The organism is Microbacterium sp. Ag1, assembly GCF_001005635.1.
Lineage (GTDB): Bacteria > Actinomycetota > Actinomycetes > Actinomycetales > Microbacteriaceae > Microbacterium > Microbacterium oxydans.
This window is the reverse complement of the sequence record NZ_LBCR01000034.1, coordinates 261,989-286,138: the sequence shown is the minus strand read 5'-3', so window position 1 is coordinate 286,138 and position 24,150 is coordinate 261,989. Positions and strand designations below refer to the sequence as shown.

Genomic DNA, 24,150 nt, shown 5'->3' with positions numbered 1-24,150 from the left:
GCACTGCGTCACTGCGCCATCGGAGGCCCGCAGCACGTGTGCGACCTACGATGGACGGGATGCGCATCTCAGCGAACCCCCTCCGCGGACAGCAGTTCCCCGCCGTCCTCCTCCTTCTCGCGGCCGGGCTCGGCCTGCTGCTCGCGAACCTCCCGACGCATGATGCGCTCGCCGCCTTCATCGACGTCCACATCGCCGTGCCAGGCACCGCCCTCGATCTGTCGATCGCGCACTGGGTGTCCGACGGTCTCCTCGCCGTCTTCTTCCTGGTCGTGGCCATCGAGCTGCGCCACGAGCTCACCCACGGTGAACTCGATTCCCCGCGCAAGGCGGTGCAGCCTGCCATCGCGGCCACCGGAGGAGTGCTCGTCCCGATCGCGGTCTACCTGCTGATCGCCGGTGGGGACGGCGTCACGGCACCGGGCTGGCCCATCCCGACGGCGACCGACATCGCCTTCGCGCTCGGGGTGCTGGCGATGTTCGGCAAGGGACTCCCGTCCCGGGTGCGCGTCTTCCTGCTCGCCCTGGCGATCCTCGACGACATCATCGGGATCGTCTTCATCGCCGTGCTGTTCGCCGTCGATGTGCAGTGGCTGCTGTTCGGACTCGCGATCGTTGGCGTGGCCGTGTTCTGGGCGCTGAGCCGACTCCTGCATGCGAAGGGCCACCCACTGATCGCCGTTGCCATGGTCCTGGTCGGCGTCGTCACCTGGGGTCTGGTCGCCTCCTCCGGCATCCACGCGACGATCGCCGGCGTGCTGCTCGGACTCGTGATGGCACCCGTCCCCGCCGAGCGCACGAGACACGCGCTCGAGCCGACGGTGAACGGGGCGATCCTGCCGCTGTTCGCCTTCGTCGCGGCGTTCGTCGTGATCCCCGCCGTCTCGATCACGCAGCTGTCCCCGGCATTCTGGGCGATCGTGGTCGCCCTGCCGGTGGGCAAGATCATCGGCATCTCGCTGTTCGGCTGGATCGCGATGCGCATCCGCCCGAAGGGATCGGACCCGGCGTTGCCGTTCGCCGACATCCTCTCGGCCGGCGCTCTCGGCGGCATCGGGTTCACGGTGTCCCTGTTGTTGGCGAACCTCGCTTTCGCGGAGGACGGCGGCATCAGGGATCAGGCGATCCTCGGTGTGCTGGTGGGCTCGCTGATCGCGCTGGTGCTCTCCGGCATCATCGTGTCGCTGCGTGCGCGCTGGTACCGTCGGCTCTCATCCGCATCGTCGTGATCGCGCGTCGTGATCGCGCGTCGTGATCGGTCGCCGTCGTGAACCGGTCATCGGGAGAAGGAGGAACCGTGAGCGTTGAATCCGAGGTCCGCTCGCCCGGGGAGGACCCGCTGCGCGAGGCTGCCGAGACCATGCGCGCGGTCAGGGAGCGCTGCGTGTGGTCGCAGCAGATCACGCATCGCGACCTCGTGCCCTATCTGATCGAGGAGTCGCACGAGGTGATCGATGCCGTCGAGGTCGGCTCTCGCGACGACCTGCGCGAGGAGCTGGGGGATCTGCTCTGGCAGGTGCTGTTCCACGCGGCGATCGCCGCGCAGGACCCGGACGATCCGTTCGACATCGACGACGTGGCGCAGACGCTCACGGAGAAGATGGTGCGTCGTCATCCGCATGTGTTCGCCGGGGAGGTGGCTGAGACTCCCGAGCAGGTGCTGGTGCACTGGAACGCCGCGAAGGCCGCGGAGAAGCGCACCCGACGCAGCGTGCTCGACGGAGTGCCGCGCGGGATGCCGGCGCTCGCGCTCGCGCAGAAGATCGCCGGGCGTGCCATCGGCGCAGGAGTGCCCGTCGAGCGGGTCGCCTCTGCCGCCGCCCCCGCCTCGGAGGAAGAGCTGGGGGACGCGCTCCTCGCGCTGGTGGCGACCGCCCGCGAGCAGGGGTGGGACGCCGAGCGCGCCCTCCGCGAGCGGCTGCGTGCGCTGGAAGACGACGTGCGCGCCGCCGAAGCCGCGCGCTGATCCCGGCGCGACCCCATCCCGGCACGACCGAGTCGGCAGACCTGGAAAGATGGAACCGTGGCTACCGTGAACCCGCCGCGCGGCATGCGCGACATCCTCCCCGCCGACAAGGCCCGCCGTGAGCGTGTGCTCTCCGTCATCCGCGAGCGCTATCTCGCGCATGGATTCGACGAGATCGAGACGCCCGTCGTCGAGGAGTACGACCGTCTGCATGCCGGCATCGGTGGCGACAACGAGAAGCTCTCGTACAACATCCTCCGCCGTGGCCTGGATGCCGACGCGATCCGCGCCGCCGCCGACGACCCCGCAGCGCTCTCCGACCTCGGCCTCCGCTACGACCTGACGGTGCCGCTCGCGCGTTTCTACGCGAGCAACCGCGGTCAACTGCCGACCGTCTTCCGCTCGATCCAGATCGGACCGGTCTGGCGGGCGGAGCGCCCGCAGAAGGGCCGCTACCGCCAGTTCGTGCAGTGCGACATCGACATCATGGGGGACGACACCGCACGCGCCGAGGCCGAGCTGATGGTCGCCTCGCTCGACGCGGTCGACGCCCTCGGCCTCGACGGGGCGACCGTGCGCATCAACGATCGCCGGGTGCTGGAGTGGATGCTCGACAGCTTCGGGTTCACCGCCGAGGAGCGTCCCGGCGTGCTCATCACGATCGACAAGCTCGACAAGATCGGTCCGGAGGGAGTGGCGACGGAGCTCCGTGAGCGCAGCGCATCGACCGCAGCCGCCGACGCGTTCGACGCCTTCCTCCGCCGCCCGCAGACGCTGGAGTACAACCCCTTCGGCGAGCGGCAGATCCGCAAGGCGCTGCCCGACGGAGCTCCGGCCGACCTGGTCGAGCACCTGGTCGGCATCGGCGAGGCCGTGGCTGCGGGACGGGGACAGTCCGACATCCCGCTCGTCTTCGACCCATTCCTCGTGCGCGGCATGGGGTACTACACGGGCACGATCTTCGAACTCGCGCATCCGTCCGTCAGCTACTCCCTCGGCGGTGGCGGACGCTACGACGGCATGATCGGTCGGTTCCTCGGGCAGCAGGTGCCCGCGGTGGGCTTCTCGCTCGGGTTCGAGCGCCTCGTCGACCTGATCGCCGAGGAGTCGGACGTCACGACGAACGCGGTCGTGCTGATCCACGACGCCGACGTTCCGGTGCACGAGCTCGTCACGCACAAGGCCGCGCTCATCGCGGACGGCGCCAGGGTCCGACTCGAGCGCCGCACCAAGAACGTCAAGGCGCTGCTCGAGCGTTCGGCGGTCGACGGCTACACCTCGTTCGCGATCGTGTCCGCCGGTGCCGCAGACCTGGAGCTCAAGCCCCTGTCCTGAGCCTCCTGCGGTCGGCATCCGGAACCTCCCGGGCCGATGCGCGTTCACGCCGCGTTCACGCCGACGGGGTGCAATCGTGGGGTGAGTCGCATCGGCACCGCGTTCGTCGTCCGCATCGTCCTGGCGGGTGCCGCTCTGGCCGTCGTGCTCGGTGTCGTCCGCGTCGTGCTGGTGCAGCAGGCCGCGCTCGCCCGACGGCGGATCGGGAAGCCGCTGGGGGAGCACTCCCTCGATGCGGATCGTGTCTGGCGCCGCTCCCTCGGCGGCGAGCCGCTGGAGCTGCTGGTGCTCGGCGACTCGATCGCGGCCGGGCTCGGTGCCGAGCGCCGCAAGGAGACTCTCGGCGCTCGACTCGCGAAGGCGACGGGGCGCCGGTTGCAGCGACCGGTGCGGTTGCGCACGGTGGCCGTCGTAGGGTCGGAGTCTCCCGATCTGCCGAGCCAGTTCGATGCGCTCCCCGATGGGTACCTTCCGCACGTCGCCGTGATCGTCGTCGGCGGCAACGACGTGACGCACCGACTGCCTCCTGCGCTGTCGGAACAGCATCTGCATGAGGCGATCCGCAGGCTGCGCGGCATGGATGCCGAGGTCGTCGTCGGCACGTGTCCCGACCTGGGCGCGCTCCGCGCCGTGCCGCAGCCGTTGCGGCGGATCGCCTCCGGTCTGTCGCGCCGCCTGGCCGAGATCCAGGCCGAGACGGCGCGGCGGGCGGGCGCGGAGCCGGTCGATCTGCGTCGAGCGGTGGGTCCGATGTTCTTCGACGAGCCCGAGGCGATGTTCAGCCTCGACCGCTTCCACCCGAGCGCCCTGGGCTACCGCCGTACGGCCGAGGCACTGCTTCCGGCGGTGTGCCGCGCGGCGGAGCGGTCGCTCAGCTCGCCTCGTCCGCAGGAGACCCGCTGAACGACGCCGCCCACTCCGCCACTCGACGACTGCTCTCCTCGTCCGAGATGTCCTCGACGCGCGTCATCACAGACCAGCGCACCCCGAACGGATCGCGGATGCTGGCGAAGCGATCACCGGAGACGAAGGGTGCGGGTGCTTCGCGCACGGTCGCTCCCGCGGCGACCGCCTTCTCGACGACCGCATCGACGTCCGCGACGTACAGCCCCATCGAGTAGCAGTCGTCGTCGCCACCGGGGGAGCGCACGAGGTGGTACTCGGGATTGGGCTCCCCGAGCTGGAGCAGGCCGAGGCCGAAGTCCAGGTCGGCGTGCGCGACCACGCCGCCGAACTCGGTCACGTCGACGACTCTGGCCCCGAAGACGTCGCGGTAGAACGCGATGGCCTGCTTCGCGTCGGGGATGGCGAGGAAGGGGGTGAGCGAGGTGGCGCTGTGCGGGCGCCCGTTCGTCGTGTACGTGCCGTTCGCGCCGGCCGTGGGGGTGTGCGTCGTGGTGTGGTCTGTGCTCATGACGCCACGGTAGAACGGGCGATGCGGCGGCGGCTTGAAGATCCGCGACAGCCTCGCCCTGTCGGCGTCGGGGCCTACGCTGGGCCGATGGTGAACCCGACCCGCGGGGTGCTCTACCCCGCTCGCCTTCCGCAGTTCCACCGGCTGCCACCGCCGCCGGCAGCCGCGGAGCTGGTGGAGTGGTTCTGGATCCCGGAGTGGGACATCGAGCCTGGGCGTTCGTCACGGCAGGAGATCGTGGCGTATCCGGCGCTGAACCTGGTCGTCGACGCGAACACCGTCACGCTCGCCGGAGCGACGACGCGGGCGTCGCACCGCGATCTGCGGGGGAGCGGCTGGGCCGTCGGGGCGCTGCTGCGTCCGGCAGCGGTCGCCGTGCTGATCGACGATCCGGCGTCTCTCGTCGACGACGAGCGGGAACTCGACGACGGGAGCGGTACCGGCGCGCTGCGCGCTGCCGTCGTGTCGACGATGAGCTCGGGCGAGGGGCGACGCGAGCGGGCGGTCGAGGCCTTCTCTCAGTGGCTCGAGGATCGTGCGGGGCCGGTCGGCGAACCGGCACGCCAGGCCAACGCGTTCATGGAAGTCCTGATGGGCGATGGCGCCGCGCTCACCCCCGAGGAGGCCGCCACGAGGTTGGCCGTCTCGGTGCGCACCCTGCAGCGGATGACCCACCGCCACGTGGGGCTCTCGCCCGCCGCGATGATCCGACGTCGGCGGCTGCAGGAGGCGGCGCAGCGAGTGCGAGAGAACCCGGAGACCGACCTGGCCTCGATCGCCGCCGAGCTCGGCTACGCGGATCACTCGCATCTCACGCGCGACTTCCAGGCGGTCCTCGGCATCGCACCGCGCATGTACCGCTCCCAGGCGCGGGGCTGACCGCGGCGCGTCGAGCTCAGGCGTGCGCCGGGCTCAGGCTCTTTCGAACCGCAGCCGCAGCAGCCGGTATCCGACCCCGAGGAGGACGACCCCCGCACCGATCAGTGAGGCCAGCACGGGAAGAGTGTTCACCAGCACCAGGCAGCCGAGCGCTCCGAGCACGTGCAGCACCCGTGGATACCGACGCGCGGACCCGCTCTGACGGAATGCGGCGGCGTTCGCGATCAGGTAGTACAGCAGCACGCCGAAGGAGGAGAAGCCGATGGCGCCGCGCAGGTCGGCGATGAGGACGATCGCGACCACGATGAGCGCGATGGCGATCTCCGCGCGCTGCGGGACCTGATGGCGCCGATCGATCTTCGCGAGGAATCGAGGGACGTCACCCTCGCGAGCCATGGCCAGGGCCGTACGACCGATCCCGGTGAGCAGAGCCAGCAGGGCACCGAGGGAGGCGGCGGCAGCAGCGACGCGGATCACGGGCGCCCAGGCAGATGCCCCGGCGGCCACCAGTACATCGACCAGAGGAGCGGTCGAATCGGTCGCACCAGCGCCGAGCACCAGGACGACGACGAGTCCCACCAGCGCGTACACGACGACCGTGCCGCCCAGCGCCAGCACGATGGCACGGGGGATCGTGCGTCCGGGATCGACGACCTCCTCACCCATGGTCGCGATCCGGGCGTACCCCGCGAATGCGAAGAACAGCAGGCCGGCCCCCTGGAGCACTCCGTAGGCCGTGGCATCGGGGAGGGGGGTCGGGTTCGCCGCCGGAGCGCCGGCGAACCCGAAGACCACGACGACCGCGAGGCCGAGCAGGGAGCACACCACGAGGATGCGGGTGACCAGGGCGGTGCGGGTCACGCCGAGGCAGTTCACGGCGGCGAGCAGCACGACAGCGGCGACCGCGACGGGCAGCTGCCAGCCGGCCGGTGCCGCGTAGGCGGCGAACGTCATGGCCATCGCCGCGCAGCTCGCGATCTTGCCGATCACGAAGCTCCATCCCGCGATGAAGCCCCACCAGGGGCCTATCTCCGCGCGGGCGTAGGCATAGGTGCCACCCGCGACCGGGTGGGCGGCGGCGAGCTGCGCTGATGAGGTGGCATTGGCGTATGCGACGACCGCGGCGATCGCGAGGGCGATGAGGACGCCGCTGCCAGCGACCCCGATCGCGGGAGCCCACACGGAGAAGACACCGGCGCCGATCATCGAGCCGAGACCGATGGCGACCGCGTCTCCGAGCGTCAGGCGACGGGCGAGGGGCATCCCGTCATCGTGTCACCCGCCGGTGAACGGCGGGTGAAGAGGCGTGCGAGCGTGACGGCACGACGGCCAGTGCGGGCAGCGTGAGGGTCGCCGGCGCCGTGCCGCCGACGCGGACGGTCTGATCGCTGGGGATGAGCCGCGAGTGGTCGCGCACCGGGTCCTCCGTTCCGGGGTTGCGCAGGTGCAGCGGGTGCGCGCCCGACGACACCTGCACGCGCAGGCGTGACCCCGCCGCGAACCGGTGGGCGAGAGGCGCGAGTTCGAGACGGATCCGGCCCGCCTCGTCTGTGTGCGTCTCGTCCGTGTGCACCTCTTCCGGCCGAAGGCGCCGGTACCCGTCGGTCAGCGCCCGCGAGACCCCTCGCGCGTCCACCTCGCACAGACGCACGAACAGATCGGCGCGCGGGTTCGAGGACGCGAAGGACAGCGTGATCGTGGGCGTGCCGATGACGAGGAGGTCGTCGGGAAGCCGGTCGCCCGTGAAGACGAGCACATCCGCCCGGCGTTCGCGGGTGTGCTGGGGGCGGCGCCCGGCGGAGAACGGATTGAGGGTCCTGCCGCCCGCATCCGGGGTCGGGGCCGCCGGATCGTAGCGGTACGTGAGGTCGGCCGCGGGGCTGGCGACGCCCGTGCCGTCGAGGCGCCCGTCGCGGGTGAGCTCCAGCTCCACGGCCGTATACGGCGGGGGCCAGCTGTCCAGCTCCCGCCAGCCGCCGCCACCTGTCACGTCGATGCGCACCCCTTCGGTCTGCGCCGTTCCGGTGAACGAGCGCAGCACCTCGCGGACGCCGATGACGGTGATGTCGGGCGCCCCGTGCACCCAGTCGCCGACGATGAGGCGCACCGGACGACCCGCATCGCGCAGGGCCGCGTAGTCGTCGAGCTGGCCCACGAGGAACAGATCCTGCCAGCCGGCGACCAGCGTGACGGGCGGGATGGAGTCGACGTCCTGCGCGAAGTGCATCGGCTCCCACCAGGGGTCCCCCTGATCGCTGTGCTCGACCCAGTCGCGGTAGAACTGCGGATCGGCGCCTCGGGCCACGCGCACGGCATCCGCCGGCGGGACGGCGAGCGCGCCGCGACGGAATCCGCGCCGGGCACGCAGCAGCGCCCAGGCCTTCGACGGCAGCGCTCGCTCCTGGATGTCGAGGGCGTATGCCCACGTGAGCGGGGTGTCGATCGAGAATCCGCCGCCCGGGTAGAGGATGGCATCGTCGAAGCGCCGCGCGGAGATGGCGATGCCGAGCGCGTCGGGGCGGTCGTCGCCGTCGCAGTACGCCCACTGGGTCACCCCGAAGTAGCTCCCGCCCCACGAGCGCACGCGTCCGGTCGCCCACGGCTGCGCGCGCAGCCACCGCATCGTCGCCTGCCCGTCGGCGACCTCGTCGTGCAGCGGATCGAACGTCCCGCCGGAGCCGAAGGTGCCGCGACAGCTCTGCACGACCACATGGTGCCCTCGCTCGGCCAGGAAGAGCGCGACGCCGGCGATCCCGTCGCGGCCGTACGGCGTGCGGATCAGGATGGTGTCGCCTCCGGATCCTTCCGCGTGCCAGTGGTCGGTGAGGAGCGCGGCGCCGTCGTCCGACGCCACCCGGATGCCGGTCGTCCGGACGACGTCCTGGTGCGTCTTCGCCGGCATGTCGGCGACGCGGGCGAGCCGCCGGTACTCGCGCCGCGCGGCGCCGCCCAGGCGGGGAGCATCGGTCATCGCACGCCCTTCACTCGGGTGACCGTGAACGCGGCGATCACGGCCATCACGACCGCGCCGATGTAGAGGGCCGCGAAGTTCTCACCTGTGGGCGAGCCTATGCGGGTCGCGAAGAATCCGAAAACGGGGACGAGGATGCCCGGCAGCAGGTAGGCGAGAGCCACGATGCCGAGGTCCTTGCCTGCGTCCTCGACCGAGGGGAGGCACTCCGTCATCAGTGCGACGTCGGCGGCGATGTAGGCGCCCTGCCCCGCCCCGACGATCGCGATGCCGACGAGGAAGAAGGCGATGTCGCCGAAGGAGATCGCGAGGATGAGCCCTCCGGCGCTCGCGAGGGCGCCGATGATGACGCTCGGCTTGCGGCGACCCGTGCGATCGGAGATCACGCCGAACACGAACGCCATGACCAGGTTCATCAGCGTGAAGGCCGCTGTGGCCTGAGTCTGCACGGCGGCGATCTCGGTCGGGTCGTCGATGCCGAAGCGGCCGGAGATCGTGAGGTAGAGATAGCTCGTGACCGAGACGATCGACGCGGTCATGAAGAAGCGGCACACCCACGCCCATGCGAAGTCCGGGTAGCGACGCGGACTCAACCAGAAGGTGGCGAGCACCCCGCTCCAGTCGAGCGGCTCGGCTGGCAGCAGTCGCCGGATGTCCTTCAGCGTGAAGAACAGGGTGAGTGCGAGGACCACGGAGAGGCCGCCGGGGATCAGGAACATGCCGATCTGGCCCATGGGCGCGACGATGCCCGCGAGGGAGACTCCGCCGAGGATGCCGATGGCGGTGGCCGCTCCGGTGACGGCGGACATGATCGCGCGGATGCTGCGGCGGATCTGATCCGCGAACAGGGTGTGCACGGTCATCGACACGGCGCCCCATCCGACGAGGACCAGGATCGTGCCGACGCCGAGCACGAGGAGGTTCGGCGCGGTCGCCTGGATCACGTAGCCGATCAGGGCGATCAGCGCGCCGGAGAGGATCCAGGGGCGGCGGATGCCGAGGCGGGACATCGAGCGGTCGCTGAGCCGACCGAAGATCGGCGTCGTGATGAGGATGGCGGCGCCGCCGAGGGTGAGGATGATGCTGAGGTTGCCCGTCGCCTGGTCGGGGTCCCATTCCTTGAGCAGCTGCGGGATCGCGACACCGGCGACGCCCTGGGCGATGCCGGAGCCGAACCACGCGAGCACGAAGGTGATCCAGAACAGGCGCGTCTGGCGCTGTCCGGGGATCGCGTCGGCGGTGAGCGGGGGAGCGGGATCTGCGGGGAAAACGGGATCGACGGCGTGGGTGGACATCTTCGTCTCCTGGTCTCGGTCGGGGTGGGAACTGTTCATGGCCGCGTGCCGGTGGTGGTCACGGCTCCGGCGGACGGTCGGGGCATCGGATGGGAGTCGGCGCGGTAGGCACCGGCGAGCTCTTCGACGAAGGCGTCGCGCCATTCGCGGGCTCCCTCCCAGCATCCGGTGAGCCCGGGAGACGCGTGGTCGTGCCCGAGTCCGATGTGCAGCACGACGGGGACGCCTGCTTCACGCAGGCTGTCGGCGTACGCGATGGCACCGTCGCGGAGCGGGTCGTACTCGGCGGCGAGGATGAGTGCGGGCGCGAGCCCGCGGTGATCCGGCGCATCAAGTGGTGAGGCCTCGGCGAGCGGCGCTCCCGCGCGATACAGCCCGGCGAGGTGCTCGATGCCCGTGCGCTCGGCGGGCCGAAGGCGGCGGTGCATCGAGTCGCCGAACAGCCGCAGTGCCGCGGGCAGCACTTCGAGCGCCTGGTGATGCAGCGGCTCTCCGGCGTCGCGCAGGCGTAGAGCGGTGGTCGCCGCGATCGTCGCCCCCGCGGAGTTGCCTCCGACACCGAGCCGGTCGGCATCGACGTCGAGTTCGGCGGCGCGCTCGCGGAGGTCGGCGAGAGCGGCCACGGCGTCGTCGACGGGGGCGGGGAACGGGTGCTCGGGAGCCAGACGGTACTCGAGCGCGACGATCTGCACTCCTGACCGCAGCGCGCGATCCGCGCACAGGCGGTCGTTGAGGATCTCGTCGATCGTGCCGCCCGTCCACCCGCCGCCGTGCAGCCACAGCATCGTCGGCATCGCCCCGATCGCCGACGTCGGGCGGAACCGACGGGCACGCAGCGGTTCCGCTCCGCCCGACACCACGAGATCGTCGATCTCCACCTCGGCGGGAACGGGAGCGGTGAACTCGACGGCGAGGCGGTCGCTCAACTCGCGCTGCGCCCGGCGACGGGCTGCCATCTCGCGAGACTCGAGGTCGGGGAGCGTCGCGGAGAGTTCGCCGATGCGCTGGATCCAATCGCGGATCTCGGGACCCAACGGCGGCTCGAGGTACTCGGGAGCGCTCATGCGGTCGCTCCTGGGTGGAGCGTGCGCAGCTCGGAGACGACGAGACGGTGTGCGACGTCTGCGGAGGGCACGAACCCGGTCGATCCCAGCGAGCCGTGGGTCTGTCCGATGAAGCGCATCGCCGTCACCGGCACGCCGGCCGCCGAGAGTGCGCGCGCATAGGCTTCCCCGTCACCACGCAGGGGGTCGAGCTCCGAGGTGAGGATCAGTGCCGGCGGCAGGCCTTCGTGAGAGGCGGCCCGCAGCGGGGAGGCGTACGGTCGGCGTGCCGCCGCGGCATCGTCTCCGACGTACTGACGCACGAGCGTCCGGCCGACCGCGCGCACGATGACGCCAGGCATGCGGGCATCGATGCCACTCATGTCGGCATGTCCCATGGTCAGATCGAGGGCGGGATTCTCCAGCAGCTGCAGCGCGATCGGATGCGCGGAGCGATCACGGTTCATGAGCGTCACGGCCGCGGCGAGGTCGCCTCCCGACGATGCTCCGCCGATGGCGATCCTCTCGGGCGACGCCCCCAGCTCCTCCGCGTGCGCGTGGGTCCATTCGAACGCCGACCAGCACTGCTCCGGCTGCGTGGGGAAGCGCTCCTCCGGCGCATGGGCGTAATCGGCAGCGACGATCACGATGCCGGCGTCGTGTGCTCTGACCCGGAAGCGCGCATCCCACGAGACCCAGTCGATGCCCGCGATGGTGAACCCGCCGCCGTAGAAGTACACGAGCACGGGGAGCCCCGACCCTGGCGGTGTGCGCTCCTCACCGGGCCAGTAGACCCGCACGCGCACGTCGGGGTGCCCGTCGACCGGGACGATGTGGTCCTCGGTGGCGGTCGGCAGCGGGGTGATACCCAGCGCGGCGCTCACGGCGTCGTCATTCTGAGCCGCGACCCGGCGGCGGCCCGCGGGGTCTGCGGGCTCCGGGGCGAGCAGCGGAGCGACGCGTTCCTCCCACGCCGCCACCGCGCTGTCGAGCGCGGGGCGTCGGAACCGGGACCGTGCTGTCGGCATCGGGCATCTCCTTCGATGGGTTCGCGTCTCGGCGGGGTTCCCGCGAGACGAGTTCCGACCTAGTCTGGGCAATCGAAGAACTTCGATGAAGAGAGAATCACGGGCGATGCGCGCACGACCGGGCAGGGTCACCATCTACGACGTCGCGGAGCGCGCGGGGGTGAGCATCTCCACCGTCTCGCTGGCGGTGAGCGCCCCGCACCGGGTGCGACCGGAGACCCGCGAACGCATCGTCGCGGCGGCCACGACCCTCGGTTATCGGATGACGCAGGGCCGCCGGGTCGGTGCCGCCCGCATCGCGGTGGCCGCGCCGTTCACGACCTACCCGTCGTATCTGCGCCGCCTCTCCGGAATGCTCCGGCGGGCCAGGGACGCGGCGGTGGACATCATCCCCTACGACCTCGATTCCGCGGCAGCCGCGGATGAGCCGCTGCTCGACGTGCTGCCCACGCGCACGGACGCGACCGGTCTGGTGGTGATGGGGGTTCCGCTCGGGGGAGCAGCGCGGCGGGCGAGCAAGGCGGCGCGCATCCCGGTCGTCTATGTCGACGTGGTGCCGACGCGGTCCGACGTGGGCGGTCCGGTCGTCCTCGTCGACGACCGCGACGGCGGTGCGCAGATCGGCCGCCACCTCGCCGGGCTCGGGCATCGCCGTGTGCTCTTCGTCCATGAGCCGCAGCGCTCGCCGGCGTACGTGTCGGCCGGGATGCTCCGCATCGAGGGGCTGACGCAGCACCTGGGGGTGACCGACCTGGCGGTGGCGCATCCGTCCTCGGTCGACGATCGCGTGATCGCCGCAGCCCGAGCCGCAGGAGCGACGGCGATCGTCGCGAATCACGACCAGTTCGCCGTCGCCGTCCTGTCCGCCCTGCGCTCCGACGTCGACACCCCGCCGCTCGCGGTCGTCGGCTACGACGACGGCGAGGTCGCGGATGCGCTCGACCTCACGACCGTCCGCCAGCCGTTCGAGGAGAGTGGACGCACGGCCCTCGAGCTCGTCCTCGGTCTGGTGTCGGGGGCGTCGACCGCGCACGACACCGTGCGACTCGCCCCCACCCTGATCGCGAGGTCGTCGACGCTCGGCCCCGGGTTCAACCCCGCGAGGCGGTGACCCGCTTCTTCTCCCGGATGTAGACCTCGCGGCGCACCTTCGCCACGACGTCGCCTTCCCGGTCGGTGATGACCGTCTCGAACCACTCGAGCACCTTGGCGCCCCCGTGCGCCCGCTCCCGGATCTCTGCGGCCTTCTCCTTCGACACCTCGAACTCGGCCGTCAGCACTCCACGTCCCGGCTTGAGGAACTCGATCTCGCCTCGGGTGTCCCACACGACGTAGTCGCGTCCGAGCTGATGCATGACCAGCATGAAGAAGTACGGGTCGGTCATCGCCGACATGGAACCGCCGAACGCGGTCTTGACGTAGTTGCGGGTGAAGACGTTGACGTGGAGCTCGACGGTCGCGTGCGTCCAGTCCTCGCGGAAACGACGGACGCGGATCCCGCTGAAGAGGTTGGGGATCCACAGGCTCATGCCGATCGCGAGACGGCGGGGAGTGATGCGCATGAGGTCAGTGTGGAGCACCCGACCGAGTCCGACAAAGACGTCTGGAGGGTTGTCACAGTTGTTATAGTTCGCATAGAATAAATAGAGATTCCACGAGAGGAGGACCGGATGCTGATCCGCGTCGATCCCGACAGCCCTCGCGCACTGTATGACCAGGTGGCGGCTTCGGTGCGCTCCGACATCCTCGCCGGCGTGCTGGCGCCCGGCGATCGCCTTCCCGCGGCGCGCGACGTCGCCGAAGCGCTGGACATCAACCAGCACACCGTGCTGCACGCGTACCAGCAGCTGCGTGACGAGGGATTGGTGGACCTCCGCCGCGGCAGGGGAGCGGTCATCGCGGCCTCGGCCGCGCCCCTGGCCGACCTGGCGCACGACATCGACGACCTGGTGCGTCGCGCCGCAGCGCTCGGCGTCTCCGCCGACACGCTCGCCGGCATCGTCCGCGCCCGCCGCGACGCCGGCACCGGTAGGCACCCGATCGAGAACCCCGAGGAGGATTCGCCATGACCGATCACGAAACCACCCACGACCTCACGCGCACACCGCCTCCACTGCTGCGACGCGCCCGGCTGGCCTTCTTCCTCGTCGCGGTGATCCTGCCGGTCGTCATCACGGCGATCGCCGTCGTGGTCCTGCTGACGTGGTTGCCCGCGCTGCCGCCGGAGGTCGCGACGCACTGGGGGCTGAACGGTGCCGACGGTTTCGGAGCTCCGGCCACGTACCTCTGGATCCTCCTCGGTGTCGGCCTCGGGCTGCCCGTGCTGATGGCCATCGTGACACTCGCCGCGGTCGGTGCGCACTGGGGCGGCGCTGCACGGCTGATGGGTGCGCTCGCCGCCGGTATGTCGTCCCTCGCCGCCGTCTTGAGCCTCGGTTCGCTCGCGATCCAGCGCGACCTCGCCGACCCGGCTGACGCTCCGGGGATCGGCGGCGTCATGGCCCTGGCCTTCGGAGCGCTCGCGGTGGTCGGTGCCATCGCGTGGGTCGTGCAGCCGCGAGTGCGAGCGGAACAGGGACGCACACTCGAGCCTCGGTACGCCGTGCACGTCGCGAAGGGGGAGCGCGTCGTGTGGGTCGCCACGACCACGATGCCGCGCGGGGCGCTCCTGCTCCTTTTCGTCGTGCTCTTCGGCCTCGTCGTAGTCGCCGCGTTCATGCTGGGCACCGGCGTCGAGGGCGGCTGGATCGTCGCGGTGGTCGCGCTCGTCGTGGGCTTCGCGGTGGCGGCGACCACGTCCTTCCGCATCAAGGTCACGCCCGAAGGCTTCTCCGCCCGCTCCCTACTGGGGTGGCCGCGCGTTCGCATCCCTCTCGATGAGGTGGAGTCCGCCCGCGCCGTGGACATCTCGCCGTTCGGTGAGTTCGGCGGATGGGGATGGCGCATCGCCGTCGACGGCCGCACGGGCATCGTCATGCGACGTGGCGCGGCGATCGAGGTGTCCCGCCGCGGTCGACGGCCCTTCATCGCGACGATCGACGGTGCGGAAGAAGCTGCCGCACTGCTGCAGTCCTATGTCGACCGCTCGCGAACACCGGATTCCCCCTCGACCGACGACGGAAAGGCGACCTCATGAACGACCGGATCCTGCACGCGCGTCGCGTGCCCTGGGCCGCGGTGATCGTCTTCGTGGCGGTGTCCTTCGCCCTCGCCTGGCTCGTGGCGCTGCCACTGTGGCTGGGCGACGGTCTCGCCGAGCCGATGTCGGTCTTCCTGCTGCCGATCATGATGTTCACCCCTGCGATCGCCGCGCTGGTGGTGACGTTCCTGATGCGCGTCCCCGCGCCAGGGCGGCGCGCCCGCTTCCTCGGACTGTGGCCGTTGCGCCCCGCGAAACGCGTGATCTGGCTCATGGTGGCTGGCTGGCTCGCGCCGCCGCTCCTGGTGGCACTGGGCATCCTGTTGTCCGCGGCTCTCGGCTTCGTGCAGCTCGACCTGACGTTCGCGGCCTTCGCCGCCGAGCTGGAGAAGGCCGTCCCGGCCGGTATGCCGCTTCCTCCCGTCCAGGTCATCGTGTTCGCGCAGCTGGCGATGATCCCGGTCGGCGGGCTGTTCAACGGTCTCTTCGCATTCGGAGAGGAGCTCGGGTGGCGGGGCTGGCTGCTGCCGGCGCTGCGCCCGCTCGGGACCTGGCCTGCGCTGATCCTCAGTGGCGTGATCTGGGGCCTCTGGCACAGTCCGGTCATCCTGCTCGGCTACAACTTCGGGCGCACTGACATCACCGGGGTGCTGTTCATGGTCGGCGGATGCGTGGCCTGGGGCATCCTGCTCGGCTGGCTGCGTCTGCGGTCGGCCTCCGTGTGGCCGGCCGTGATCGCGCACGGCTCGTTGAACGCGGCTGCGGGGATGGTCATGATCTTCGCCGCTGCGCAGCCGGACCTCGCTCTCGCAGGTCCCCTGGGGGTCGCCAGCTGGGTCGTGATCGCCGCGGTCGTGCTCGTGCTCGTGTCGACCGGCCAGTTCCGACGGCAGCCCGAGCTCGCTGACGCGCCCGGTCGTCTGCTCTCCACGCCGCGCCCTTGACGGAGGGCAGTGGCGGGGGTTGGCTGAGGCCATGGAATCCACCCCCGCCGCCTGGTCCGATGCCGACTCCTACCTCGCCGACCTGCTCGTCGGTCCCGACCCCGACCTGGAGTCGGCGCTCGCCGCCCAGCGTGACGCGGGCATGCCCGAGATCGAGGTCGCTCCGGTGGCCGGCAAGCTCCTGCATCTGCTGGCCCGGATCAGCGGCGCGCGCAGGGTGCTCGAGATCGGCACCCTCGGCGGGTACTCCACGATCTGGCTCGCCCGCGCCGTGGGCTCCGAGGGTCGCGTCGTGACGGTCGAGGCGGAGGCGGACAACGCGGCGGTCGCACGCGCCAGCATCGACGCCGCGGGCGTCGGAGACCGCGTTGACATCCGGGTGGGCAGGGGAGCGGACGTGCTTCCGACCCTGGTCGGCGGATTCGACCTGGTGTTCATCGACGCCGACAAGGAGTCCAACACGATCTACCTCGACTGGGCGGCGAAGCTCGGTCATCCCGGCACCGTCATCGTTCTCGACAACATCGGGCGCGAGGGCGAGATCGTCCGTGACGACTCCGACGACCCCAAGGTCGTCGGCACGCGCGAAGGTCTGCGCATGCTGGGGGAGGACCCGCGCTTCGATGCCACGGCACTGCAGACCGTGGGAGCCAAGGGATGGGACGGCTTCGCGATCGCGGTCGTCGTCTGACGGGCGGGTCCTCGGAGCCGTCGGGAGGCCGGGCTAGACTGGGCGCGGATCGACGACGCTCCACACAACGTTTTCCCCCTGAGCAAGGAGCACATCAGTGGCACTGATCGAGGCTGTAGGCGCACGCGAGATTCTCGACTCGCGCGGAAACCCGACCGTCGAGGTGGAGGTCCTCCTCGACGACGGCATCGTGCAGCGGGCGGCCGTGCCGTCCGGTGCATCCACCGGCGCGTTCGAGGCGTACGAGCTCCGCGACGGCGACAAGAGCCGCTACGGCGGCAAGGGCGTGCTCAAGGCCGTCGAGGCCATCATCGACGAGCTCGGACCGGCGATCGAAGGCGTCGAGGCCAGCGAGCAGCGCATCGTCGACGAGATCCTCATCGAGGTCGACGGCACCGAGAACAAGAAGCGCGTCGGCGCCAACGCCATCCTCGGCGTGAGCCTCGCGGTCGCGAAGGCCGCGGCCGACTCGGCCGACCTTCCGCTGTTCCGCTACCTGGGCGGTCCGAACGCCCACGTGCTCCCCGTTCCGCTGTTCAACGTCATCAACGGTGGCGAGCATGCAGACAACGGCATCGACATGCAGGAGTTCTTCCTCGCGCCGATCGGTGCGGAGACCTACTCCGAGGCACTGCGCTGGGGCGTGGAGACCTACCACGTGCTGCGCGCCGAGCTGAAGGCCGCGGGCTACGCGACCGGCCTCGGCGACGAGGGCGGCTTCGCCCCCGACCTGCCCAGCAACCGCGAGGGCCTCGACTTCCTGGTGAAGGCGATCGAGAAGGCCGGCTTCACGCCGGGCACCGACATCGCGCTCGGCCTCGACGTCGCCGCCACCGAGTTCTTCAAGGACGGCGTCTACCGCCTCGACAACAAGGACTGGGACGCCGCCGCTCTCACCGAGTACTACGTCGGACTCGTCAACGACTTCCCGATCGTCACGATCGAAGACGCTCTGGCAGAGGACGACTGGGACAACTGGAAGCACCTGACCGAGGCGCTCGGCTCGAAGGTGCAGCTGGTCGGCGACGACCTGTTCGTCACCAACCCGCAGCGTCTCGCCGACGGCATCAAGCGCGGTGTCGCCAACTCGCTGCTCGTGAAGGTCAACCAGATCGGCACTCTCACCGAGACGTTCGACGCGGTCAGCCTCGCACAGCGCTCGGGCTACACCGCGATGCTGTCGCACCGTTCGGGTGAGACCGAGGACACCACGATCGCCGACCTGGTCGTCGCGACCAACGCCGGTCAGATCAAGGCCGGCGCGCCCGCTCGCAGCGAGCGCGTCGCGAAGTACAACCAGCTGCTGCGCATCGAGGAGGAGTTGGGCGACGCCGCGGTCTTCGCCGGCCGTTCCGCGTTCCCGCGCTACCAGGCCTGAGCGCACACACGCACGCAGAGCCGCCTGCGGGCGGTGAACACCGCCGCTGATGCGGCACGACGAAGGAGGAGCCGTGGCACGACGACCGGCTCCTCCTTCGCCGTCTCCGGGAGCGCACACGCCGAAACCCGCGGCGAAAGGCAAGGGCAGGGCGACGCCGAAGGCCCGCGCGACGGCGCCTTCGACCGCGCGCGCGGCGGCGGGGAGCCGAGGCGGAGCCCCCCGCGTCGATGTGCGCGAGTGGGCTTCCGGCATCCGCCTCTCCGCCTTCTCCGTCATCATGCTCTCGCTGGTGGTGCTCGGCGCGTGGGTGCTGGTGCCGACGCTCGGGACCTTCATCGACCAGCGCCAGAAGATCGCAGCCCTCGAGGCCTCCGTGCAGGTGAGCGAAGACCAGATCGCGGCGCTCGAAGCCGAACGCGAGCGCTGGAACGACCCCGCGTACATCACGACGCAGGCCCGCGAGCGCCTCTATTACGTGAAACCAGGCGAGGTCGTCTACCTGATCGACAACGACCTCGATCCTGCTGCACTCCCGCGGGAGCAGGAGCCGGTGAGCGACACGCTCGTCGAGAAGCCGACGGACTGGATGCCGCAGCTGCTGCGCACCCTCGTGTCGTCCGGGCTCAGCGACACCGCCGCCGTCACTCGCTGAGCATCCGCTCCGAGCATCTTCCCTGCAGCCTCCCCTACGCTGGTGGGGTGACCACGCCGCCCTTCCCCGCCCCCACGCCCGCCGAACTCGCCGTCGTATCGGCCCAGCTCGGCCGTTCCGCCCGGGGTGTGGTGGGTATCGCTGCCCGTTGCGTCTGCGGCAACCCGACGGTGGTCGCCACGACGCCGCGCCTGCCGGACGGCACGCCGTTCCCCACGTTCTACTACCTCACGCACCCCGCGGCGACGGCGGCGATGTCGACGCTGGAAGCCACCCAGGTGATGCCCGAGCTCGCCGCACTCATCGCCGAGGACGAGGACATGGCTGCGGCCTATCTCGCAGCCCACGAGGCCTACCTGGCGGATCGTGCCGAGTTCGGCGAGGTCCCCGAGATCGACGGCATCTCCGCGGGTGGCATGCCCACGCGCGTCAAGTGCCTGCACGCCCTGGCCGGGCATGCCCTGGCCGCCGGTCCTGGAGTGAACCCGATCGGCGACGCGGCGCTCGCGCGTTCCTCCTGGTCGCCCGCCGTCTGCCGCTGCGAAGACCCCGGCGCTGCCACCCGCGACACGGCGGCCTCCACGGCATGACCGTGCGCCGGACGCTGCGCAGCGCTGCCGCCATCGTGGTGGTCGCAGCGTCCGTGCTGCTCATCGGGGCCACGGCCACCCCGCCACCGGTCCCGGACGACCCGGCCGACCCGGTCCGGGCCTCGGAGTACTGGCTCGACGGCGCGCGTATCCGCGAAGCCTGGCAGACCACACGTGGCGAGGGCGTGACGATCGCCGTGATCGACACGGGTATCGCCAAGGTGCCCTCCGTCTTCGGCGACGCCGTGGTCGGCGGAACCGACGTATCGGGAACCGGAACGCCGGATGGCCGCACCCCTCTGGGTGCCGTCGACGGCAATCACGGATCCTGGGTGGCGTCGCTCGCGGCCGGACGAGGCGCTCCCGACGGCACCGGGATGATCGGCGTCGCTCCGGAGGCGAATCTGCTCTCGATCTCCGTCGGATTCGGCGCCGCCGCGGCCGTGCCGTTCACGGAGCAGGTCGCGAAGGGCATGAAGTGGGCCGTCGACAACGGCGCCGACATCATCAACCTCTCCTTCACCACGAACACGCTCGATTGGGATGAGAGCTGGGATGAGGCATTCCTCTACGCGTTCCAGCACGACGTCGTGGTGGTCGTCGCGGCGGGGAACAGGGGGAGCGGCACGAACATCATCGGTGCTCCCGCGACCATCCCCGGGGTGCTGACGGTCGGCGGCGTCGACCAGACCGGCACGGCCAGCATCGAGGCCTCGACACAGGGCATCACGATCGGCATCTCCGCGCCCAGCGAAGGACTCATCGGAGTCTCGGCCGACGGGACCGTCACGCCGTGGCGCGGCACGAGCGGCGCAGCCCCGATCGTCGCAGGGGTCGCTGCCCTGATCCGCTCGGCACACCCCGAGATCAAGGCGATCGACGTGATCAACCGCATCATCAAGACCGCCATCCCCGTCCCCGACGCGGTCAAACCGCAGGACCCGCTGTACGGGTATGGGCTGGTCGACGCCGCTGCGGCGATCTCCGCGAACCTTCCGGCGGTGAGCGAGAACCCGATGGGGGATCTCGCCGAGTGGATCCGCGTCTTCCGCCGTGCACAGACGGAGCCCGAGACGGCCGCGCCCGTCACGCCGGTAGACATCCCGCCTCTGCCGGCGGCCGACGCACCCACCGATCCCGGCTCACCGCTGCTTCCCAGCGCGGATTCATTGCGCTACGGTACCCTGCCGCTCATTGCGCTCACAGTCCCTGGTATCCTGATAGCGCTTGGCGTCACCGCTGCTGCCCGGCGCATCCGATCGGCGCGCATTTCCGTACGCCACACCCCCGACTCCGAGGAGTAGTTCTTCTGTGCCTCAGAACAGCACTGTGCCCAAGATCCTGATCGTCGGCGGAGGGTACGCGGGTTTCTACACCGCGTGGAAGCTCGAGAAGCACCTGCGCAAGGGCGAAGCCGACGTGACCATGGTCGACCCGCTGCCGTACATGACGTACCAGCCGTTCCTCCCCGAGGTCGCCGCGGGCTCCATCGAGGCTCGTCACTCGGTGGTCGCGCACCGCCGTCACCTCAAGCGCACCAACGTGCTCACCGCCAAGGTGACCAACATCAACCACGCCCAGAAGGTCGCGACCATCACGCCGCCGCTGGGAGAGCCGTACGAGTTCGCATACGACCAGATCGTCGTCACGGCGGGCGCCGTCTCGCGCACCTTCCCGATCCCCGGCATCGCCGACAACGCGATCGGACTGAAGACGATCGAAGAGGCCGTCGCGATCCGCGACAAGGTCATGTCGAACTTCGACAAGGCCGCCTCGCTCCCCGCCGGTCCCGAGCGCGACCGTCTGTTGACCGTCGTGGTCGTCGGTGGTGGCTTCGCCGGCATTGAGGTGTTCGCCGAACTCCGCTCGCTGGCGTCCGCTCTGGTCGGCAAGTACCCGCAGATCAGCTTCGAGGACACGCATTTCCACCTCATCGAGGCGATGGGCCGCATCATGCCCGAGGTCTCGCTGCAGACGAGCGAGTGGGTGCTCAAGGACCTCGCCAAGCGCGGCGCGAACGTGCACCTCGACACGCAGCTCACCAGTGCGGTCGACGGCAACGTCGAGCTCTCCACCGGCGAGGTCATCCCGACCGACGTCATCGTGTGGACAGCCGGCGTCATGGCCAACCCGACCGTCGTGCGCGGCGGAGATCTGCCGGTCGAGGAGCGCGGTCGCATCCAGACCCGCGCCGATCTGCGCGTCGGCACACCCGAGGCCTTCGTCGAGGGTGCATGGGCAGCCGGAGACGTCTCCGCTGTCCCCGACCTCTCGGGTGGTGGCGTCGGAGGCTTCTGCGTGCCGAACGCCCAGCACGCGGTCCGCCAGGCGAAGCTCCTCGCGAAGAACCTCGTGGCCGTGCTCCGGGGCGAGAAGCCCAAGGACTACTTCCACAAGAACCTCGGCGCTGTCGCAGGTCTCGGCCTGTACAACGGCGTCTTCCAGTCCGGCAAGATCGCGCTCAAGGGCTTCATCGCCTGGCTCGCGCACCGCGGTTACCACGGTCTCGCGATGCCGACGTGGGAGCGCAAGTGGCGCGTGCTGTGGGGCTGGTGGAACAACCTGTGGCTCGGCCGCGATCTCGTGAACCTCGAGACGGTGCAGAACCCGCGCTACGTCTTCGAGGAGTTCGCCGCGCGTCCGCGCCCGGCCGCTCCCGCTGCGCCCGTGGCTGATGCCCCGGCGAAGGCCGCCCCGGCGGCGAAGGCCGCTCCGGCGGAGAAGGCCGCTCCGGCGGAAAAGAAGCCCGCCGCGAAGAAGCCTGCTGCCAAGAAGCCGGCTGCGAAGAAGCCCGTCGCGGAGAAGACTCCCGAGACGGCGGAAGCAGCGGCGAAGTAACACCTTCCGCACGACGACGATCGGCCCCGAGCGCACTGCGCCGGGGCCGATCGTCGTCGTGGCGGGTCGTTCCGAGGCGACGCATAGGTGCGGTCGGTATCGTCTCGCGGGCAAGGGGAGTACTCCCGAATGCGGCGAAGTCGTCATTACGAGCACGAGATCGTGCTCCGGCCCGCCGGCCCGTGAGGGTGGAGGAGACCTTGGCACCCGCATCGCGGGCTGCTGAGTGAACCCTGCCGTCGTCCCGACGTCGTGGATCCCCGGTGGTCCGCACCACGAAAGGGACCACTCATGGGAAAGCTCTCCCGATTGATCGGAATGGCCTCCGAAGCGCTGGAGAAGAATGCCTCCTCGGGGCGCAACGGCCACTCGGCCGGCGGATCGCGCTCGCACGACGAATCCCGGTCGACGGATTGGAGCGGGATGCTGCGCGGCGCCGTCGACGCCGTGCGCGGGCAGGGGGATGCCGGACGGACTTCGCTGCCCGGTCCCGCAGCCGGTGCCCCGTACACGACGCCGGCGGCCGGTGACCCGTACACGCCGCCCGCGGCTGGTGCCTCGCGCGCGTCGCAGTCCGTGACCGATGCCGATCGGGCGGCCATCGCCCGCTACGACTACCTTCTGCAGACGGCCGATCCGCAGCGTGTCGAGCAGATCCACCGCGAGGCGTTCGCGCGACTTTCGCCCGAGCAGCGTGCGCTCGTCGAGGCTCGAATGCGACAGGAATTTGCGCCAGGAGAGCGCCCGCGCTCCTCATCAGCCGACGACCTCGCCAGAGCGGCGGGTCGTGCAGAGGCCATGAACCCCGGACGGATGCGCGGACTGCTCTCGCGCGTGCGGGGCGCAGGCGTCGGTGGCGCTGCCGTCGCCGCAGGGGGCGCGGCCGTCGGTCTTCTCGGCGTCGTGGCCGGAGGTGCGGTGGTCAGCACCGTGGCCGGGCCTCTGTTGGAGCAGGCGGCGAACATCGGCGTCGACTTCGGAGCGCTCGCAGAGGGCGTCGACATCGAGTCGCTCGCCGGCGGCGCAGGCGAGCTGATGGGGGCCGCCGGCGAGACGGTATCCGGGGTCGGAGAGGCAGCGAGTGGATGGGGCGAGCAGCTCGGCGATCTCGGCCTCCCCGGCATCGGCGACATCTTCGGGCGCTGACCCCGCATGGTTCCCACTGCTGCCGCCGAACACGGCTTCACCGGCCTCACCGGATTCGCCGCCGATGTCCTCACAGCCCTCGGAGACGTCGGCGTCGGCGTGCTCGTCTTTCTCGAGGTGCTCGTGCCGCCGATCCCGAGCGAGGTCATCCTGCCATTTGCGGGATACCTGAGCCAGAGCGGCTCCCTGAATCTCGGGTGGCTGATCTTCTGGAGCACCTTGGCGTCGTGGCTGGGCGCGCTGCTGCTGTACTGGCTCGGTGCGGCGATCGGCATGGACCGGGCGGTGCGGATGCTCGCTGCCACGAAACTGGTGAGTCGCTCCGACCTCGAACGTGGATCCGAGTGGTTCGTGCGCAGTGGCGGCTGGACCGTCCTGGTCGGACGGATGGTTCCCGGTGTCCGCAGCCTCATCTCGATCCCCGCCGGCGCGTCGCGGATGAACCTCGTGACCTTCAGCGTCTACACGATCATCGGGAGCGGACTGTGGAACGCGCTTCTCCTCGGCGTCGGAGCGGCGTTGGGCACCCAGCACGAGCAGCTGGAGCAGTACCTCGGCTATCTCGACTACGCCGTCTACTCCGCCATCGCGATAGCTCTCGTCGTCCTGATCGTGCGCCGGATACGGGAGGCAGCGGGTGAGCGGAAGGCGGTCGCGCAGGGGGAGGACTGAGCGTCGGCGGTGCCCCCGCTGGGACTCGAACCCAGACTGAAGCGATTTTAAGTCGCCTGCCTCTGCCATTGGGCTACGGGGGCCTCCCGGTCAGCCTATCGCCGCGCTCGACTGCGACGCCGTGCCGTCAGGGGTGAACCGGAGTCCGCGAGGCCTTAGGGTGGGG

At 70.4% G+C, this 24,150-nt stretch carries 24 protein-coding genes and 1 tRNA gene; 17 read left to right on the top strand and 8 right to left on the bottom strand.

What is annotated here, in order from left to right; genetic code table 11:
* Positions 1-59: 59 nt before the first annotated feature.
* The 4 genes from nhaA (at position 60) to AAY78_RS18055 (ending at position 4,204) form a co-directional block, all read left to right on the top strand.
* The gene (nhaA, locus tag AAY78_RS18070) at positions 60-1,229 is read left to right on the top strand and encodes a Na+/H+ antiporter NhaA (RefSeq protein ID WP_046749650.1); all 1,170 of its coding nucleotides are present in this window, start codon (positions 60-62) and stop codon (positions 1,227-1,229) included.
* Positions 1,230-1,360: 131 nt separating this feature from the next.
* Entirely contained in the window at positions 1,361-1,966 is a 606-nt protein-coding gene (locus tag AAY78_RS18065) for a MazG family protein (RefSeq protein ID WP_082682688.1), read from the top strand.
* 84 nt (positions 1,967-2,050) lie between these two features.
* Positions 2,051-3,301: a histidine--tRNA ligase gene (gene hisS, locus AAY78_RS18060; protein ID WP_046749854.1), complete on the top strand. Its 1,251-nt coding sequence runs from the start codon at positions 2,051-2,053 to the stop codon at positions 3,299-3,301.
* Positions 3,302-3,382: 81 nt separating this feature from the next.
* Positions 3,383-4,204 (top strand): SGNH/GDSL hydrolase family protein, encoded by an 822-nt coding sequence (locus AAY78_RS18055; RefSeq protein WP_231589749.1) that lies wholly within the window; start codon positions 3,383-3,385, stop codon positions 4,202-4,204.
* Here AAY78_RS18055 and AAY78_RS18050 read toward each other — a convergent pair.
* Positions 4,173-4,715, bottom strand: coding sequence for a VOC family protein (locus AAY78_RS18050; protein ID WP_046749648.1), 543 nt, complete (start codon positions 4,713-4,715; stop codon positions 4,173-4,175). The genes AAY78_RS18055 and AAY78_RS18050 overlap by 32 nt on opposite strands.
* A gap of 87 nt (positions 4,716-4,802) precedes the next feature.
* Between AAY78_RS18050 and AAY78_RS18045 the strand changes: the two genes are divergently transcribed.
* A complete protein-coding gene (locus AAY78_RS18045) occupies positions 4,803-5,594 on the top strand; it encodes a helix-turn-helix domain-containing protein (protein ID WP_046749647.1) in 792 nt (263 codons plus the stop codon).
* Positions 5,595-5,627: 33 nt separating this feature from the next.
* Here the strand turns inward: AAY78_RS18045 and AAY78_RS18040 are convergent, their stop codons facing one another.
* Genes AAY78_RS18040 through AAY78_RS18020 form a run of 5 tightly spaced genes read right to left on the bottom strand, consistent with a single transcriptional unit; the run spans position 5,628 to position 11,931 of the window.
* Positions 5,628-6,857, bottom strand: a complete 1,230-nt coding sequence (locus tag AAY78_RS18040) for an APC family permease (protein ID WP_046749646.1) — start codon at positions 6,855-6,857, stop codon at positions 5,628-5,630.
* 4 nt (positions 6,858-6,861) lie between these two features.
* On the bottom strand, positions 6,862-8,565 hold the full coding sequence (locus tag AAY78_RS18035; RefSeq protein ID WP_052748836.1) for a CocE/NonD family hydrolase: 1,704 nt from the start codon (positions 8,563-8,565) through the stop codon (positions 6,862-6,864).
* Positions 8,562-9,860 carry an MFS transporter gene (locus AAY78_RS18030; RefSeq protein WP_052748835.1) on the bottom strand — a complete coding sequence of 433 codons (1,299 nt, stop codon included), beginning with the start codon at positions 9,858-9,860 and terminating at the stop codon, positions 8,562-8,564. Before AAY78_RS18030 ends, AAY78_RS18035 begins: the two co-directional genes overlap by 4 nt.
* 35 nt (positions 9,861-9,895) lie before the next feature.
* On the bottom strand, positions 9,896-10,924 hold the full coding sequence (locus AAY78_RS18025) for an alpha/beta hydrolase (protein WP_052748834.1): 1,029 nt from the start codon (positions 10,922-10,924) through the stop codon (positions 9,896-9,898).
* The gene (locus AAY78_RS18020; RefSeq protein WP_046749645.1) at positions 10,921-11,931 is read right to left on the bottom strand and encodes an alpha/beta hydrolase; all 1,011 of its coding nucleotides are present in this window, start codon (positions 11,929-11,931) and stop codon (positions 10,921-10,923) included. The genes AAY78_RS18025 and AAY78_RS18020 overlap by 4 nt, the downstream gene beginning before the upstream one ends.
* Before the next feature lie 106 nt (positions 11,932-12,037).
* On the opposite strand from AAY78_RS18020, the gene AAY78_RS18015 reads away from it, so the two are divergent.
* On the top strand, positions 12,038-13,042 hold the full coding sequence (locus tag AAY78_RS18015; RefSeq protein ID WP_046749644.1) for a LacI family DNA-binding transcriptional regulator: 1,005 nt from the start codon (positions 12,038-12,040) through the stop codon (positions 13,040-13,042).
* On the opposite strand, the gene AAY78_RS18010 is transcribed toward AAY78_RS18015, so the two are convergent.
* Positions 13,023-13,493 (bottom strand): PaaI family thioesterase, encoded by a 471-nt coding sequence (locus tag AAY78_RS18010; RefSeq protein WP_046749849.1) that lies wholly within the window; start codon positions 13,491-13,493, stop codon positions 13,023-13,025. The two genes, AAY78_RS18015 and AAY78_RS18010, sit on opposite strands and share 20 nt — an antisense overlap.
* 108 nt (positions 13,494-13,601) lie before the next feature.
* On the opposite strand from AAY78_RS18010, the gene AAY78_RS18005 reads away from it, so the two are divergent.
* From AAY78_RS18005 to AAY78_RS17955, 11 genes are all read left to right on the top strand, one after another.
* Positions 13,602-14,000: a GntR family transcriptional regulator gene (locus AAY78_RS18005; RefSeq protein ID WP_046749643.1), complete on the top strand. Its 399-nt coding sequence runs from the start codon at positions 13,602-13,604 to the stop codon at positions 13,998-14,000.
* Complete coding sequence (locus AAY78_RS18000) at positions 13,997-15,067, top strand: DUF1648 domain-containing protein (RefSeq protein ID WP_046749642.1); 1,071 nt, start codon at positions 13,997-13,999, stop codon at positions 15,065-15,067. The genes AAY78_RS18005 and AAY78_RS18000 overlap by 4 nt, the downstream gene beginning before the upstream one ends.
* Complete coding sequence (locus AAY78_RS17995) at positions 15,064-16,014, top strand: CPBP family intramembrane glutamic endopeptidase (protein ID WP_046749641.1); 951 nt, start codon at positions 15,064-15,066, stop codon at positions 16,012-16,014. Before AAY78_RS18000 ends, AAY78_RS17995 begins: the two co-directional genes overlap by 4 nt.
* 31 nt (positions 16,015-16,045) lie before the next feature.
* Complete coding sequence (locus tag AAY78_RS17990) at positions 16,046-16,705, top strand: O-methyltransferase (RefSeq protein ID WP_046749640.1); 660 nt, start codon at positions 16,046-16,048, stop codon at positions 16,703-16,705.
* A 97-nt stretch (positions 16,706-16,802) separates the two neighbouring features.
* A complete protein-coding gene (eno, locus tag AAY78_RS17985) occupies positions 16,803-18,083 on the top strand; it encodes a phosphopyruvate hydratase (protein ID WP_046749639.1) in 1,281 nt (426 codons plus the stop codon).
* A 73-nt stretch (positions 18,084-18,156) separates the two neighbouring features.
* Positions 18,157-18,738: an FtsB family cell division protein gene (locus AAY78_RS19610; protein WP_231589748.1), complete on the top strand. Its 582-nt coding sequence runs from the start codon at positions 18,157-18,159 to the stop codon at positions 18,736-18,738.
* Between the two features lie 47 nt (positions 18,739-18,785).
* Positions 18,786-19,328, top strand: a complete 543-nt coding sequence (locus tag AAY78_RS17975; RefSeq protein ID WP_046749638.1) for a DUF501 domain-containing protein — start codon at positions 18,786-18,788, stop codon at positions 19,326-19,328.
* On the top strand, positions 19,325-20,632 hold the full coding sequence (locus tag AAY78_RS17970; RefSeq protein ID WP_046749637.1) for a S8 family serine peptidase: 1,308 nt from the start codon (positions 19,325-19,327) through the stop codon (positions 20,630-20,632). Before AAY78_RS17975 ends, AAY78_RS17970 begins: the two co-directional genes overlap by 4 nt.
* Positions 20,633-20,657: 25 nt before the next feature.
* Positions 20,658-22,166, top strand: a complete 1,509-nt coding sequence (locus tag AAY78_RS17965) for an NAD(P)/FAD-dependent oxidoreductase (protein WP_046749847.1) — start codon at positions 20,658-20,660, stop codon at positions 22,164-22,166.
* 291 nt (positions 22,167-22,457) lie between these two features.
* Positions 22,458-23,312: a hypothetical protein gene (locus AAY78_RS17960; RefSeq protein ID WP_046749636.1), complete on the top strand. Its 855-nt coding sequence runs from the start codon at positions 22,458-22,460 to the stop codon at positions 23,310-23,312.
* 6 nt (positions 23,313-23,318) lie between these two features.
* Positions 23,319-23,984, top strand: a complete 666-nt coding sequence (locus AAY78_RS17955; protein ID WP_046749635.1) for a DedA family protein — start codon at positions 23,319-23,321, stop codon at positions 23,982-23,984.
* A gap of 10 nt (positions 23,985-23,994) precedes the next feature.
* Here the strand turns inward: AAY78_RS17955 and AAY78_RS17950 are convergent.
* Positions 23,995-24,067: transfer RNA gene (locus AAY78_RS17950), tRNA-Leu, on the bottom strand.
* Positions 24,068-24,150 lie beyond the last annotated feature (83 nt).

Excerpts from the sequence above, each read along its gene's own strand:
- AAY78_RS17990 (WP_046749640.1), top strand. The coding sequence starts at position 16,046 with ATGGAATCCACCCCCGCCGCCTGGTCCGATGCCGACTCCTACCTCGCC.
- AAY78_RS18005 (WP_046749643.1), top strand. The coding sequence starts at position 13,602 with ATGCTGATCCGCGTCGATCCCGACAGCCCTCGCGCACTGTATGACCAG.
- AAY78_RS18035 (WP_052748836.1), bottom strand. The coding sequence starts at position 8,565 with ATGACCGATGCTCCCCGCCTGGGCGGCGCCGCGCGGCGCGAGTACCGG.
- AAY78_RS18025 (WP_052748834.1), bottom strand. The coding sequence starts at position 10,924 with ATGAGCGCTCCCGAGTACCTCGAGCCGCCGTTGGGTCCCGAGATCCGC.
- AAY78_RS18065 (WP_082682688.1), top strand. The coding sequence starts at position 1,361 with ATGCGCGCGGTCAGGGAGCGCTGCGTGTGGTCGCAGCAGATCACGCAT.
- AAY78_RS17995 (WP_046749641.1), top strand. The coding sequence starts at position 15,064 with ATGAACGACCGGATCCTGCACGCGCGTCGCGTGCCCTGGGCCGCGGTG.
- AAY78_RS18040 (WP_046749646.1), bottom strand. The coding sequence starts at position 6,857 with ATGCCCCTCGCCCGTCGCCTGACGCTCGGAGACGCGGTCGCCATCGGT.
- hisS (WP_046749854.1), top strand. The coding sequence starts at position 2,051 with ATGCGCGACATCCTCCCCGCCGACAAGGCCCGCCGTGAGCGTGTGCTC.
- AAY78_RS18030 (WP_052748835.1), bottom strand. The coding sequence starts at position 9,860 with ATGTCCACCCACGCCGTCGATCCCGTTTTCCCCGCAGATCCCGCTCCC.
- AAY78_RS18050 (WP_046749648.1), bottom strand. The coding sequence starts at position 4,715 with ATGAGCACAGACCACACCACGACGCACACCCCCACGGCCGGCGCGAAC.
- AAY78_RS18000 (WP_046749642.1), top strand. The coding sequence starts at position 13,997 with ATGACCGATCACGAAACCACCCACGACCTCACGCGCACACCGCCTCCA.
- nhaA (WP_046749650.1), top strand. The coding sequence starts at position 60 with ATGCGCATCTCAGCGAACCCCCTCCGCGGACAGCAGTTCCCCGCCGTC.
- AAY78_RS17970 (WP_046749637.1), top strand. The coding sequence starts at position 19,325 with ATGACCGTGCGCCGGACGCTGCGCAGCGCTGCCGCCATCGTGGTGGTC.
- AAY78_RS18020 (WP_046749645.1), bottom strand. The coding sequence starts at position 11,931 with ATGCCGACAGCACGGTCCCGGTTCCGACGCCCCGCGCTCGACAGCGCG.
- AAY78_RS17955 (WP_046749635.1), top strand. The coding sequence starts at position 23,319 with ATGGTTCCCACTGCTGCCGCCGAACACGGCTTCACCGGCCTCACCGGA.
- AAY78_RS18015 (WP_046749644.1), top strand. The coding sequence starts at position 12,038 with ATGCGCGCACGACCGGGCAGGGTCACCATCTACGACGTCGCGGAGCGC.
- AAY78_RS18010 (WP_046749849.1), bottom strand. The coding sequence starts at position 13,493 with ATGCGCATCACTCCCCGCCGTCTCGCGATCGGCATGAGCCTGTGGATC.
- AAY78_RS17960 (WP_046749636.1), top strand. The coding sequence starts at position 22,458 with ATGGGAAAGCTCTCCCGATTGATCGGAATGGCCTCCGAAGCGCTGGAG.
- AAY78_RS18045 (WP_046749647.1), top strand. The coding sequence starts at position 4,803 with ATGGTGAACCCGACCCGCGGGGTGCTCTACCCCGCTCGCCTTCCGCAG.